Origin of the sequence: Curtobacterium sp. MCBD17_008, assembly GCF_003234475.1 — a bacterium.
Lineage (GTDB): Bacteria > Actinomycetota > Actinomycetes > Actinomycetales > Microbacteriaceae > Curtobacterium.
Genome location: NZ_QKTK01000008.1, coordinates 38881 through 53012 on the forward strand (window position 1 = coordinate 38881; position 14132 = coordinate 53012).

Genomic DNA, 14132 nt, shown 5'->3' on the forward strand with positions numbered 1-14132 from the left:
GCTCATGCCCGCAACGCCCGGTCGATGACCTCGGCCGCCTCGGCGGCGGAGCGCTTCGACGAGCCGGTCGCCGGCGCCGCACTCGCGGACCGGGCCGCGACGGACAGCGGCCGACCGTCCAGGTGCGGGGACAGGTTCATGCAGACGAACGGCCAGGCGCCCTGGTTCTCGGGCTCCTCCTGGGCGAACACGACCTCGGCCTCGGGGTAGCCCGCGATGACCTCGAGGATGCGGTCGAGCGGGAGCGGGGCGAGCTGCTCCAGCCGGACCAGTGCCACGTCCGTCACACCGCGCTTCTCCGCCTCGGCACGCAGGTCGTGGTGGATCTTGCCCGAGTGCAGGACCACCCGGCGCACCGAACCGCGGTCGACACCGTTCGCCTGCAGGCGGTCGTCGTCCAGGACCTCCTGGAACGTGCCGGAGGTGAAGTCCGTCACCGCGCTCGTCGCCTGTCGCAGGCGGAGCATCGCCTTCGGGGAGAACACGATGAGCGGCTTCTGCGGCTTCGCCCACGCCTGGCGCCGGAGCAGGTGGAAGTACGACGCCGGGGTCGACGGGCGAGCCACGACCATGTTGTCCTGCGCGCAGAGCTGCAGGTAGCGCTCGATGCGCCCCGAGGAGTGGTCCGGCCCCTGACCCTCGTAGCCGTGCGGGAGCAGGAGCACCAGGCCGGAGCGCTGGCCCCACTTCTGCTCGGCGGACGAGATGAACTCGTCGATCACGGTCTGGGCGCCGTTCGCGAAGTCGCCGAACTGCGCCTCCCAGAGCACGAGGGCCTCGGGACGCTCGACCGAGTACCCGTACTCGAACGCCATCGCCGCGTACTCGCTCAGGAGCGAGTCGTAGATGAAGAAGCGTGCCTGGTCCTCGGTGAGGTTCGCGAGCGGCAGCCACTCCTGGCCGTTGGTCCGGTCGTGGAAGACCGCCTGGCGCTGGACGAAGGTGCCACGACGGGCGTCCTGCCCGGCGAGCCGCACCGGCTTGCCCTCGGTCAGGACCGAACCGATCGCCATCAGCTCGGCCATGGCCCAGTCGATCCCGCCGGTCCGGGTCATCTCGCGGCGCTTGGTGAGCAGCTGCTGCAGCTTCGGATGGATCGAGAAGCCCGACGGCGGGTTCCCGTGCGCGTCGCCGATGAGTTCGACGAGCTCCTGCGAGACCGCGGTGTCGTGCACCTCGAGTTCGGAGTCGTCGCGTTGGGAGGTCGGGCGCTCGAGGCCGTTCACGGCACCGGAGTCGTCCGTGGCGGGCGTCGACACCGAGCCCGTCTGCGCCTCGTGCGTCTCCGCGAAGGCGCGCTCGAGGCGGTCCTGGAAGTCGCGGTGCGCGTCGTCGTACTCCTGCTGCGTGATGTCACCGCGGCCGACGAGGGCTTCGGTGTACAGCGTGCGGACCGAGCGCTTCGCCTCGATGAGGTTGTACATGAGCGGCTGCGTCATCGAGGGGTCGTCGCCCTCGTTGTGACCGCGGCGGCGGTAGCAGACCAGGTCGATGACGACGTCGCGGTGGAACTCCTCGCGGTACGCGTAGGCCAGGTCCGCGACGCGGGCCACGGCCTCCGGATCGTCGCCGTTCACGTGGAAGACCGGTGCCTGGATCGTCTTCGCGACGTCGGTCGAGTACACCGAGGTGCGCGCTGATTCGGGCGGCGTCGTGAAGCCGACCTGGTTGTTGATGACGAGGTGCACGGTGCCGCCGGTGCGGTAGCCCCGCAGCTGCGACATCTGCAGGGTCTCGACGACCACGCCCTGGCCGGCCATCGCCGCGTCGCCGTGCACGAGCACGGGGAGCGTGCCGAAGGTGCCGGCGGGCTTCCGGTCCTGCTTCGCGCGGACGATGCCCTCGAGCACGCCGTCGACGGCCTCGAGGTGGGACGGGTTGGCGGCGATCGTGACGGGGATGCGGGACCCGTCGGAGGCGCGGAACACGCCCTCGGTGCCGACGTGGTACTTGACGTCGCCGGAACCCTGACCGGAGACCGTGCCCGGGAGCTGGGTGCCCTCGAACTCGCGGAAGATCTGGCCGTAGGTCTTGCCGGCGATGTTCGTCAGCACGTTGAGGCGGCCGCGGTGCGCCATGCCGATCGCGACCTCGTCGAGACCGTCCACGGCGGCGTGCTGGATGAGCGTGTCGAGGAACGCGATGGTCGACTCGCCGCCCTCGAGCGAGAACCGCTTCTGGCCGACGTACTTCGTCTGCAGGAAGGTCTCGAAGGCCTCGGCCTCGTTGAGCTTGCCGAGGACGCGGAGCTGCTCGTCCTTCGACGGCTTCGAGTACGGGACCTCGATGCGCTCCTGCACCCAGCGACGCTGCTCCGGGTCCTGGATGTGCATGTACTCGATGCCGACCGTGCGGCAGTAGGCGTCGCGGAGGATCCCGAGGACGTCGCGCAGGGGAGCGGTCGTCGTGCCGGCGAGCCCGCCCGTGACGAACTCCCGGTCGAGGTCCCAGAAGGTCAGCCCGTGGCTCTCGATCTCGAGGTCGGGGTGCGTGCGCTGCCGGTACTCGAGCGGGTCGATGTCGGCCATCAGGTGCCCGCGGACACGGTAGCTGTTGATGAGCTCCTGCACGCGCGCGGTCTTGTTCACCCGGTGCGCCAGGTCGACGTTGATGTCGTTCGCCCACTGGATCGGCTTGTAGGGGATCCGGAGCGCGGCGAAGATGTCGTCGTAGAAGCCGTGCTGGCCGATGAGCCGCTCGTGCACCTTCTTGAGGAACTCACCCGACCCGGCGCCCTGGATGACACGGTGGTCGTACGTGCTCGTCAGCGTGATGGTCTTGCCGACGCCGAGCTCGATGAGGGTCTTCGGCGCCGACCCCTGGAACTGCGCCGGGTACTCGAGGGCGCCGGCGCCGACGATGCAGCCCTGCCCCTTCGTGAGACGCGGGACCGAGTGCTCGGTGCCGATGCCGCCCGGGTTCGTGAGGGAGATCGTCGTGCCCTGGAAGTCCGACGGGGTGAGCTTGTTGTCCCGGGCGCGCTTGACGACGTCCTCGTACACGGAGAGGAACTGGCCGAACGTCAGGGCCTCGGCGCGCTTGATGCTCGGGACGAGCAGGGAGCGCGTGCCGTCCTTCTTCGGGACGTCGATCGCGATGCCGAGGTTGACGTGCGCCGGGGTGACCAGGAAGGGCTTGCCGTCGCGCTCCTCGTACGAGACGTTCTGGCTCGGGAACTCCTTGAGCGTCTGCACCATGGCCCAGCCGATCAGGTGCGTGAAGGAGATCTTGCCGCCGCGGGCACGCCGCAGGTGGTTGTTGATGACGATCCGGTTGTCGATCATCAGCTTCGCCGGGATGGTCCGGACGCTGGTCGCGGTCGGGACGGTGAGCGACGCGTCCATGTTCGACGCGAGGGTCTTCGCCATGCCGCGCAGCGGGGTGGCGACGTCCTCGTGGGTCTCCTCGTGGTCGTCCGCCGCGTCGTTCGCCTCGGCGGGGATCGGCTGCGGGGACGGCTGGCGCGAGGTGGTGCGGGCCTGGAGCGGGGTCTTCGCCTCTCCCGTGGCGGGCTGCTGCGTGGAGGAGGGGCCGGAGGCGGCGTCCGTCGTGGCGGCCTGCGTCCGGTGGTAGCTCTCGAGGACAGGCCACCAGGACTCGTCGACGCTGTTCCTGTCGGCCACGAACTGCTCGTAGAGCTCGTCCACCAGCCACTCGTTCGCGCCGAAATCGCCCGCGGTCTCGTCCGTTCCGGTCAGATGGCTCGACACAGCCGATCGCCCACTCTCCGTCGATTGATGCTCGTGTGTGTCGTGCGGGGCAACCCTGTCCCGCACGCCGTCAACCCTAGCCGCTCCTCCGTGGCCGCGAGGTGGGAGAGGGCGGGCGAGTCGGGCCTCCCGGCGGGCGTCGCGGGGCCTCCCGGCCGGGCCTGACGCCGCCGCCGTACGATTGGCCCCATGAGGTTCTACGAGACGCGGCCGACCCACGACCTGACCTACTCCGACGTCTTCCTCGTCCCGAGTCGGTCGAGCGTGACGAGCCGCTTCGACGTGGACCTCGCGACGGACGACGGCACGGGTGCGACCATCCCCATCGTCAGCGCGAACATGAACTCGGTGACCGGTCCCCGCCTCGCCGCGACGCTCGCCCGACGCGGTGGTCTCGGTGTGCTGCCGCAGGACATGCACCTGCAGGACCTCGCCGAGGCGATCCGCTGGGTGAAGGCGCAGCCGGTCGCGTACGACTCCGCACTCGAGCTCGGCGCCGACGCGACCGTGGCCGAGGCGCTCGAGCAGCTCCTGCCGGTCGAGGGCCGTGGCATCGTCGTGCGCGACCCGGCGGGCGAGTACCTCGGCTGCGTGCCGGCGACCCGGCTCGCGACCGCCGGCGCGGACGCCGTCCTCGGCGACCTGCTGCACGGCGCGACGGTCGCGATCGACGCCGAGGACGCCGGCACCCCGCGGCACGTGTACGACGTGCTGACCGCGGCCGGCGTGGACTTCGCTCCCGTCGTGCGGCACGGCAAGGTCGTCGGCACGACGAGCCCGACGAGCGCCATCCGCTCCGACATCTACCGACCGGCCGTGGACCCGTCCGGTCGGCTCCGGGTGGCGGCGGCCGTCGGCATCAACGGCGACGTCGCCGCGAAGGCCTCGGCCCTCGCCGACGCCGGGGTCGACGTGCTCGTCCTCGACACCGCCCACGGCCACCAGGAGGGCATGCTCCGCGCGCTCCGTGCCGTGTCGGCCCTGCAGCTCGGCATCCCGCTCGTCGCCGGCAACGTCGTCACCGCCGACGCCGTCGCGCACCTGGTCGCCGCCGGCGCGTCGATCATCAAGGTCGGTGTCGGCCCCGGTGCCATGTGCACGACGCGCATGATGACCGCCGTCGGGCGCCCGCAGTTCTCCGCGGTGCTCGAGACCGCCGCGGCCGCCCGGTCGCTCGGCGCGCACGTCTGGGCCGACGGCGGCGTCCGCTACCCGCGGGACGTCGCGCTCGCGCTGGCCGCCGGGGCGTCCGCCGTGATGATCGGCTCGTGGTTCGCCGGCACGCTCGAGGCACCCGGCGTGCTCCGCCGCGACGCAGCCGGTCGCGCCTACAAGGAGAGCTGGGGGATGGCGTCCGCCAAGGCCGTGCGGGAGCGGTTCGAGCGACTCGACCCGTACGAGCGCGCCCGAAAGGCGCTGTTCGCCGAGGGGATCTCGTCGTCGACGATCTTCCTCGACCCGGAGCGTCCGAGCGTCGAGGACCTGCTCGACATGATCACGACGGGGCTCCGCAGTTCTGCCACGTACGCGGGCGCGACGAGCCTGGCCGAGTTCTCGGACCGCGCGCTGGTCGGCATCCAGTCCGCCGCCGGGTACGAGGAGGGCAAGCCCCTGCCGGTCAGCTGGTAGCGCGGTCGCGCCGCCCGCGCCACGACGGACGGGAGGTGAGCCCCTCCCGTCCGTCCCGGGTCGCGGGAGCGACCGGCGTCAGCGACGCCGGGTGGCGTCCTCGACGGTGCCGATGAGCTCCTCGAGGATGTCCTCGAGGAAGAGCACGCCCGTCGTCCGCCCCTCGGCGTCGAACGCCCGGGCCACGTGGCGCCCGGCCCCGCGCATGGTGGCGAGCGCGTCCTCGAGGTCCATCTCCGTGTACAGCGAGATGAGCTGGCGGATGCGCTTCGGCGGCACGGGGTCGTCGAACTCGTCCGGCCGCAGGTCGATGACGTCCTTGACGTGCACGTACCCGGTCGGGTCACCGGCGTCGTCAACGAGCACGTAGCGCGAGAACCCGCGCTGCGAGACCATCCGCTCGACGTCCGCCGGGGTGGCGTCCTCGTGCAGCGTCACGAGCCCGGACATCGGCACGGCGACGTCCTTCACCTTCTTCTCGGTGAACTCGAACGCCATCCGGAGCGTGCCCGAGTCGTCGGCGAGGGTGCCCTCGCGCCGGGACTGCTCGACGATCGTCTGCACCTCGTCGACCGTGTAGGCGCTGACCGCCTCGTCCTTCGGCTCCACCTTGAAGAGCCGCAGGACCCCGTTCGCGACCTCGTTGAGGCCGACGACCACCCAGTGCAGGCCGTGGCCGATGTACCAGAGCGTCGGGACGAGCATGAGCGCGGCCCGGTCCGGCATCGAGAACGAGATGTTCTTCGGGACCATCTCACCGAACACGACGTGCAGGAACGACACGAGCAGCAGCGTGAACACGAACGCCACGACGCCGATGACCTCGGCGCTCCACCCGGTCAGGTGCAGCGGGACCTCGAGCAGGTGGTGGATCGCCGGCTCGGAGACGTTCAGGATGAGCAGCGAGCAGACCGTGATGCCGAGCTGCGTGGTCGCGAGCATGCGGGTCGCGTGCTCCATCGCCCACAGCGTCATCTGCGCGGCACGGGAGCCCTGCTCGGCCCGCGGCTCGATCTGCGAGCGACGTGCCGAGATGACGGCGAACTCGGCGGCGACGAAGAACGCGTTGCCCCCGAGGAGGACGAAGAGCCAGAAGATGCCCCACCAGTCGGAACTCATCGGTCGGCCTCCGCGGTGTCGGTCGTCGTCGTGCTCGTCGTCTTCGTGGTCGTCCCCGTCGGGGTGGCGGTGCTCCCGGTGGGGGAGTCGACCGGGTTCGGCGTGTAGCGGATGCGGTCGATCCGACGGCCGTCGAGGCGCTCGACGCGGAACACGCCCGAGTCGATCGCGACCTCGTCCCCCACCACCGGGAGCCGCCCGAGCTCCTGCATGAGGAACCCGCCGACGGTCTCGTACGGGCCGTCCTCGGGCACCGTGACGCTCGCGCGGTCCTCGAGCTCGTCCGGACGGAGCAGCCCGGGGAAGGTCAGCCAGCCGCGGCTGCGCACGACGTCGATGCGGGCGCGGTCGTGCTCGTCCGACACCTCGCCGACGATCTCCTCGACCAGGTCCTCGAGCGTGACGACACCGGCCGTCCCGCCGTACTCGTCCACGACGATGACCATCTGGTACCCACGGCCGCGGACCTCGGTCAGCAGCGTGTCGCCGGGCATGGTCTCGGGGACGCGCTCGGCGTCCGTCATCAGCGCGCCGACCGGGACCTCGGCGCGCTTCTCGCGCGGGACCGAGACGGCCTGCTTGACGTGCACGAGTCCGACGACGTCGTCCGCGTCCTCCTCGATCACCGGGAAGCGGCTGAAGCCAGTCCGGCGGGCGAGGGCGATGACGGCGTCGGCGCTGTCGGACACACGGATCGTCGACAGCCGCGGCCGGGGCGTCATGACGTCGCTCGCGTTGAGCTCGGAGAACGCCAGCGTCCGCTCGAGGAGCGTCGCGGTGTCCTGTTCCAGCGACCCCTCGGACGCCGAACGGCGGAGCAGCGAGGTGAGCTCCTCGGCGCTCCGGGCGCCGGACAGCTCTTCCTGCGGCTCGATGCCGATCGAGCGGAGCACGGCGTTCGCGGTGCCGTTGAGCACGGCGACCGCGGGCTTGAACACCGTCGTGAAGCCCACCTGGAGCGGCACGACGAGCTTCGCGGTCTGGAGCGGCAGCGCGAGGGCGAAGTTCTTCGGCACGAGCTCGCCGAGGATCATCGACAGCAGGGTGGCGATGACGAGGGCGACGATCGATCCGACGGTCTCGACGACCCCCTCGGGCAGGTCCATCGCGAGGAACGGTGCTTCGAGCAGCTTCGCGATCGACGGTTCGAGCAGGTACCCGGTGAGCAGGGTCGTCAGGGTGATGCCGAGCTGGGCGCTCGACAGGTGCGTCGACGTGACCTTGAGCGCACCGATCACGGGGCTCAGGCCGGATTCGCCGCGGTCGCGGCGGGCTTCGACGTCGGCGCGGTCGAGGTTGACGAGCGAGAACTCGGAGGCCACGAAGACCCCGGTGCCGAGCGTCAGCAGGATCCCGCCGATCAGCATGAGGACGTCGACGGGGCTCACGAGGCACACCTCGGAGTCGGGCAGCTCACTGTGTGAGCGGCGGGCATGTGATGGTCAGCGCAACTAGGAGGGTCGTCCACAATGAGGGAATCGTACCGGGCGCTCGCTCGGAGGAACCGAGGAGGCGCCCGGTCGGTGCGCCGGGCCTCCCGGCCGATCCCGGTCCGCCGTCACGCCGTCGGTCGTCGTCACCCCGTCGGGGCGGCGAGCTCCTCGAGCGCCGACCGCAGGGCCGCCGCCGAGGTGAAGTGCACGCCGACCGCACCGACCGCGTCCGCGCCGGCGGCGTTCTCCGCACGGTTGTCGACGAACACCATCGCGGTGGGCTCGATCCCGAGGCGGTCGCACGTGTCGCGGTAGATGGACGCGTCCGGCTTGAGCACGTGCTCCTCCGCGCTCACCACGACGGTCTCGAACATCGAGCCCATCGGCGAGTACCGGTAGGGGTCGCTGAAGTCGAACCCCGCGTTCGACAGGAGCGCCAGGCGCGTGCCGGCGTCGTGCAGTTCCTCGACGAGCGCCAGGACCTCGGGGTCGACGTCGAACCACCCGGTGTAGTCGAGCGCCCAGAACCGGTGGATCTCGGTGACCGACCAGGACCGCCCGGTCCGTTCGCCGATCGCCCGCCAGTAGGCGAGCACGGAGAGGTCGCCACGGTCCAGGTCGTCCCGGAGCTCCTGGTACACGGGGAACAGCTCGTCGGCCTCGAGCCCCGTCGCCTCGAGCAGCGCGGCACGGGCGGCGTGCGGGGTGCGGCTGATCACCTCGCCGTAGTCGAAGACGACGACACGGCCGGGCAGGGACAGGCTCATGCCCGTCACCGTACCGTGGGGACGATGAACGACTTCGTCTCCGTCCGACCCGCCGACGCCGCCGCCTGGATCACCGTCCCCACCGGGGACACCTCGAAGTACCGGCGCGGGGTCCTCGGGGTCGCCACCGGTTCCGCCGCCTACCCGGGTGCCGCGGTCATGGGCGTCGACGCCGCCGTGCACACCGGGCTCGGCATGGTCCGGTACGTCGGACCCGACCGTGCCACCGACTTCGTGCTCGCCCGACGGCCGGAGATCGTCGCCGGGGTCGGCCGCGTGCAGGCGTGGCTCGTCGGGTCGGGCATCTCGGCGGCCTCGCTGGACGAGCTCGACGCGACGACCCGCGACGGTTTCGCGCACGCGTCCGAGGACGGCGTGCCGGTCGTCGTCGACGCCGGTGCGATCCCGCTCGTCGACCTCGGGCCGCTCGCGGTCCTCACCCCGCACGCCGGCGAGGCAGCGTCCCTGCTCGGGGTGGCCCGCGACGAGGTCGAGGGGGACCCGCAGGGTGCTGCGCTGCGTGCGGCGGAGCGCACCGGCAGCGTCGTGCTGCTCAAGGGTGCGGACACGCACGTCGTCACGCCCGACGGCGGGGTCCGGCTGGTGGCGTCCTCGGCGACGCCGTGGCTCGCCGCGGCCGGTGCCGGGGACGTCCTCGGCGGGGTGCTCGGAGCCCTCGTCGCAGCGCGAGCCGGGACGAGCGAGGTCGGGTCGGAAGAGCTGGCGCACCTCGCCGCCGCCGCTGCGGTCGTGCACGGGGTCGCGGCACGCCGGGCGTCGCGTGGTGGCCCGTTCCCGATGACGGGACTCGTGGAGCAGCTGCCGGGTGTGGTGCGGGACCTCGCGGTGCGGGGCGACGCGCAGGCGGACTGGCGGACCGACGGTCTGGACTGAGGGACCGACGGGAGGCGCGGTGCCGACCGGTGCCGCGCCTCCCGGCCGTCAGGTGGTCGCGTCGCGACCTTCCGGACGGGTGGTCAGGAGGCGGGCGTGGCGTGCACGAGGAACTCGACCGCGCCTGCGTCGTCGACCTTGACGAACCCGAGGTCCGGGGCCTGCACCGAGTAGTCCGAGAACGTGATCGGGACCGAGCCGGAGACGTCGACGCCGTCACCGCTGAGTCCGACCTGCAGCGTCGCGGTGACCGGCTTCGTGACGCCGTGCAGGTCGAGCGTGCCGGTGGCCCGCACCTCGGTGGTGGCGTCGCCCGACGGGACCGCGTCCTCGATCGGCTCCGTGAGCGTGAAGGTGGCGGTCGGGAACGCCTGGGTGTCGAGCGCCGAGTCGCGGAAGTACGAGTCGCGCTGCTCCGAGTCGGTGGCGATGTCGCCGACCTGCACCGTGATCGTGGCCGCGCTGATCGTCGTCCCGTCGACGGTCGCCGTGCCGGTGACGCTCGACGTACGACCCGTGACGGTGACGTCGGAGCCGTTGAGGACCTCGTGCACGCGGTAGCCCGCCTCGGACCCGTCGCCGATCGTCCACTCGCCGGACAGGTCCTCCGGCTCGAGCGTGGAGGGCGCGCGGGTGGCGGCGACGCTGGGTGTGGCCGAGGCCTTCGCGTTCTCGGTGGATGTGTAGGCGCGGGTGCCGACCACGACGGCGACGACCGCGACGGCCAGGACGACGACGGCGATGACGAGCCACGTCAGGAGACGGCGGCGCGGGCGGCGGGGCGCGGGACGGTCCGGTGCTGGGGTCACAGGAGGACGGTGACACGTCACTCTCCGGATCGGCTGTGGATCCGGGTCGGCTGTGGATACGGATCGGCTGTCGATCCGGATCGGCTGTGGGCCAGGGCCGCCGTGGTGCCCGGACGGCGGTGGCAGCGTCACCGGCCCTGTGGACAGCGGCGGTCGGCCCGTCCCGACTCGGTACGCTCATCCGGTGCGCAGGAACCCGTGGCCGGAGATCGTCGCGTTCGTGGTCGCGTTCGCCGCGGTGCACGCGCTGCTCTGGACCCTGACCCTCGTCGTCCCGAACCAGCCGATCGGCGACGTGACGATCACGTACCGTCGCTGGATCGAGTCCGGGCACGCCTCGCACTTCTGGGTGGGGATCGACGCTCCGTGGGTGTACCCGATCCTGGCGATCGTGCCGATGGCTGCCGCATCACTCGGCGGGACCGCGGCGATCGGCTCCGGCTGGTTGCTGCTCATGGTGCTGCTGCACGCGGTCGTCTGCGCGGTGCTCTGGCGCTACCGGGCGTTCGGCGTCCGGGTCGTCTGGTGGTGGCTGGCGTTCCTGCTCGCGCTCGGGCCGATCGGCCTCGGACGCGTCGACACCGTCGCCACCGCGGTCGCGCTCGTCGGGGTCGCGTCCGTCGCGGCTCGTCCGGGGATCGCCGCCGCGGTGTTCACCGTCGCCGCCTGGGTCAAGGTCTGGCCGGCGGCGCTCGTCGGCGTGCTCGTCGTCCTCCGTCGGGGGCGTCGTGTCGAGGTGGTCGCGGGAGCGCTCACCGTGACCGCGCTCGTGGTGCTCGTTGACGTGCTGTTCGGCGGCGCCGCGCACCTGTTCTCGTTCATCGGCGAACAGACCGGGCGCGGCCTGCAGATCGAGTCACCGCTCGCGACGCCGTACCTGTGGGCGGCAGCGGCGCGGGTGCCGGGCGCCGCGGTGTTCTACGACCAGGAGATCCTGACGTTCGAGGTGTCCGGTGCCGGGACGGAGGTCGTCGCAGCGCTCTCGACCCCGCTCATGGCCGTCGTCGTCGTGGTGGGCGTCGTCCTCGCCCTGCTCGCCGTCCGCACCGGCGCGCAGCGGGCACGGGTGGCACCGGTCCTCGCGCTGCTGTTCGTGGCGGCGCTCATCGCGACGAACAAGGTCGGGTCACCGCAGTACATCGGCTGGTTCGCCGTGCCGGTGGTCTGGGGGCTCGTCGCCGGGCGCGGCAGTGCGTGGCGGTTCCTGCCGGTCGCCGGGGCGATGCTGCCGATGGCCTTCCTGACGCAGCTCGTCTACCCGGCGTACTACGACCAGGTGCTCGCCGTGCAGCCGTGGATCCTCGTCGTGCTGTCGCTGCGGAACCTGCTGGAGGTCGCGGTGCTCGTCTGGTCGGTCGTCGTCCTGGTCCGGATGTGGCGGGACGGGATCGAGCCACGGGCCTCCCGTCCGGCCACCGGAGCCGCGCACGCGGACCGCGAGCGGGGCAGGATGGGCGCATGATCGTCGCCTTCTCCATCGCCCCGTCCGGCGGACCCGCTGCGAACGAGGACGGTTCCGTGCACGACGCCGTCGCCGCGGCCGTCCGGGTCGTCCGCGAGTCCGGACTGCCGAACCGCACCTCGTCGATGTTCACCGAGATCGAGGGGGAGTGGGACGAGGTGTTCGACGTCGTCAAGCGGGCGACCGAGGCCGTCGCACCGTTCGGCACCCGCATCTCGCTCGTGCTCAAGGCGGACATCCGACCGGGGCACACGGGTGAGATCGACGGGAAGCTCGAGCGGCTCGAGGCGGCGCTCGGCGACTGAGCCCCGCCCGACCGGCCGGTGTGGGTCCGTCCGACACGCCGCTGACGTCGCCGTGATGTCGGCGGTCGGGTGTGTGCTGTCCTCATCAGCCGGTGCACGAGCACCGGCACCACGACGGAAGGAGCCCGCTCATGATGCACGACGGTTGGTGCCCGGACTGTGACCTCCGCTCGGTCGTGATCGACGTCGACGACCAGAGCGGGAACGCCTGGGCGAGCTGCACCGAGTGCGGCTCCGGGTGGGTGCACCGCGACGACCTGCCGGAGGCGCGTACCGCCTCCCGTGCGCCGGAGCAGCGCGCAGCCTGAGGCGCCCGTGTCCGCGGCCCTGCCGATCGGGAATCCCGATCGGCAGGGCCGCGTTCTGTCCCCTCGTCGTCGTCCGCTCCTGCCAGCGGATCGAATCGATGCGACCAGTTCCTTCCGCCGCGGTGTTGGAGCGGTCTACACTGATCCAGCCGCGACCTCGGTCGTCCACCGCCTCCGATCCCACCGTGCTCCGGCACGAGAACAGGTCCCATGTCGCAGCTCACGCCGGCCCGCCGCACGCTCGCCATCCTCGCCCTCGCGCTCGGTGGGTTCGCCATCGGCACGACCGAGTTCGTCGCGATGGGCCTGCTGCCGAACATCGCCGAGGCGCTCCTGCCCGGGCAGTACGCGGCCGACCCCGAGGGCGGCGTCGCGCACGCGGGATGGCTCGTGAGCGCATACGCCCTCGGTGTGGTCGTCGGAGCGCCGACGATCGCCGCGATGTCGGCCCGGTTCCCCCGGAAGGGCCTGCTCATGGTGCTGCTGATCGGGTTCGCGGTCGCGACGGTCGCCAGCGCGGTGTTGCCGTCCTTCGGGCTCGTCGTCGTCGCACGCTTCGTCGCCGGACTCCCGCACGGCGCGTACTTCGGCATCGCCTCGATCGTCGCCGGCGACATCATGGGCCCGGGCAAGCGGGGCAAGGGCATCGCACTCGTGCTGCTCGGCCTCTCCGTCGCGAACGTCGTCGGCGTGCCCGCGGTGACGTGGATCGGGCAGGTCGCGAGCTGGCGTGTCGCTTACGGCGTCGTCGCCGCCCTGTTCGCCCTGACCTTCCTCGCGGTCTCCGCGTTCGTCCCCCGCAGCGCCCGGGATGTCCACGCGACCATCGGCCGTGAGCTCCGGGTCTTCCGCCTGCCGCAGGCGTGGATCGTGATGAGCCTCGGCGCGGTCGGGTTCGGCGGGTTCTTCGCCGTCTACTCGTACATCTCGCCGCTCGTGCAGAACGTCACCGGACTGTCGGAGTCCACCGTCCCCCTGGTGCTCGTCGTCGTCGGGCTCGGGATGGTCGTCGGCGGCCTGCTCGGTGGGTTCCTGGCCGACCACAGCGTGAAGGCCACCATCTTCGTGGGGCTCTTCGCCCTGATCGGCGCGCTGCTCGTGACGGTGCTCACCGCGCAGTGGGTCGTCGGGCTCTTCGTCGGCGCGTTCCTGCTCGGAGCGACCTCGTCCGCGATCCCGCCGGCGGTGCAGTCCCGCCTGATGGACATCGCCGGCGACGCCCGGACCATCGCGGCAGCGCTCAACCACTCGGCGTTCAACCTCGGCAACTCGCTCGGTGCGGCCCTCGGCGGGGCAGTCATCGCGGCCGGCTTCGGGTTCCTCGCGCCGGGCTGGCTCGGCATCGGTCTGGCGCTGCTCGGCGTCGTCGTCGCGGTGATCAGCTACGCGGTGGAGGGCCGCTCGAAGCGTCGCGCAGCGGCGCTCGGGACGGCGGGCGCGAGCACCGGTCCGATCCGCGAGGTCGTGTCCACGCACTGACGCGTCCCCCGGCCCCACCCGGGTCCGTCGGGCTCGACGGGGCGCGCTGACTGGTGCCGCGCCTCCCGTGCGCACAGCGCTGTCGACGCATCCGGCTGCTGTCGTCGCGGTTCCACGACGCGCCGCGTGTGCACCGTTCCGGTTCCACGATTGCGGCATCTCGACGCTCGAGATGCCGAGATTCCGGAACCTGGCGGGGCGCGGCGGGTCGGGTCGC

Annotated in this window: 11 protein-coding genes; 6 read left to right on the top strand and 5 right to left on the bottom strand. The window is 71.7% G+C overall.

What is annotated here, in order from left to right; translation table 11 throughout:
- Positions 1-2: 2 nt before the first annotated feature.
- The gene (locus DEI95_RS09110; RefSeq protein WP_181436258.1) at positions 3-3710 is read right to left on the bottom strand and encodes a multifunctional oxoglutarate decarboxylase/oxoglutarate dehydrogenase thiamine pyrophosphate-binding subunit/dihydrolipoyllysine-residue succinyltransferase subunit; all 3708 of its coding nucleotides are present in this window, start codon (positions 3708-3710) and stop codon (positions 3-5) included.
- 189 nt (positions 3711-3899) lie between these two features.
- Here DEI95_RS09110 and DEI95_RS09115 point away from each other — a divergent pair, with 189 nt between their 5' ends.
- Positions 3900-5339 (top strand): GuaB1 family IMP dehydrogenase-related protein, encoded by a 1440-nt coding sequence (locus DEI95_RS09115; protein ID WP_111060042.1) that lies wholly within the window; start codon positions 3900-3902, stop codon positions 5337-5339.
- A gap of 78 nt (positions 5340-5417) precedes the next feature.
- Here DEI95_RS09115 and DEI95_RS09120 read toward each other — a convergent pair whose 3' ends face one another.
- The 3 genes from DEI95_RS09120 to DEI95_RS09130 form a co-directional block, all read right to left on the bottom strand.
- On the bottom strand, positions 5418-6458 hold the full coding sequence (locus DEI95_RS09120; RefSeq protein WP_110891332.1) for a hemolysin family protein: 1041 nt from the start codon (positions 6456-6458) through the stop codon (positions 5418-5420).
- Positions 6455-7825: a hemolysin family protein gene (locus DEI95_RS09125; RefSeq protein WP_258367557.1), complete on the bottom strand. Its 1371-nt coding sequence runs from the start codon at positions 7823-7825 to the stop codon at positions 6455-6457. Before DEI95_RS09125 ends, DEI95_RS09120 begins: the two co-directional genes overlap by 4 nt.
- A gap of 209 nt (positions 7826-8034) precedes the next feature.
- Positions 8035-8658 carry an HAD-IA family hydrolase gene (locus DEI95_RS09130; protein WP_146243640.1) on the bottom strand — a complete coding sequence of 208 codons (624 nt, stop codon included), beginning with the start codon at positions 8656-8658 and terminating at the stop codon, positions 8035-8037.
- 24 nt (positions 8659-8682) lie between these two features.
- Here DEI95_RS09130 and DEI95_RS09135 point away from each other — a divergent pair, with 24 nt between their 5' ends.
- Positions 8683-9552: an ADP/ATP-dependent (S)-NAD(P)H-hydrate dehydratase gene (locus DEI95_RS09135; RefSeq protein WP_111060044.1), complete on the top strand. Its 870-nt coding sequence runs from the start codon at positions 8683-8685 to the stop codon at positions 9550-9552.
- A gap of 83 nt (positions 9553-9635) precedes the next feature.
- On the opposite strand, the gene DEI95_RS09140 is transcribed toward DEI95_RS09135, so the two are convergent.
- Complete coding sequence (locus tag DEI95_RS09140) at positions 9636-10361, bottom strand: YceI family protein (protein WP_258365875.1); 726 nt, start codon at positions 10359-10361, stop codon at positions 9636-9638.
- Between the two features lie 184 nt (positions 10362-10545).
- On the opposite strand from DEI95_RS09140, the gene DEI95_RS09145 reads away from it, so the two are divergent.
- From DEI95_RS09145 to DEI95_RS09155, 4 genes are all read left to right on the top strand, one after another.
- Entirely contained in the window at positions 10546-11823 is a 1278-nt protein-coding gene (locus DEI95_RS09145) for a glycosyltransferase family 87 protein (RefSeq protein ID WP_111060045.1), read from the top strand.
- Positions 11820-12128 (top strand): thiamine-binding protein, encoded by a 309-nt coding sequence (locus DEI95_RS09150; RefSeq protein WP_110900133.1) that lies wholly within the window; start codon positions 11820-11822, stop codon positions 12126-12128. Before DEI95_RS09145 ends, DEI95_RS09150 begins: the two co-directional genes overlap by 4 nt.
- 131 nt (positions 12129-12259) lie before the next feature.
- A complete protein-coding gene (locus DEI95_RS16680) occupies positions 12260-12436 on the top strand; it encodes a hypothetical protein (RefSeq protein ID WP_181436259.1) in 177 nt (58 codons plus the stop codon).
- 210 nt (positions 12437-12646) lie between these two features.
- Positions 12647-13915 carry an MFS transporter gene (locus DEI95_RS09155; protein WP_111060046.1) on the top strand — a complete coding sequence of 423 codons (1269 nt, stop codon included), beginning with the start codon at positions 12647-12649 and terminating at the stop codon, positions 13913-13915.
- Positions 13916-14132 lie beyond the last annotated feature (217 nt).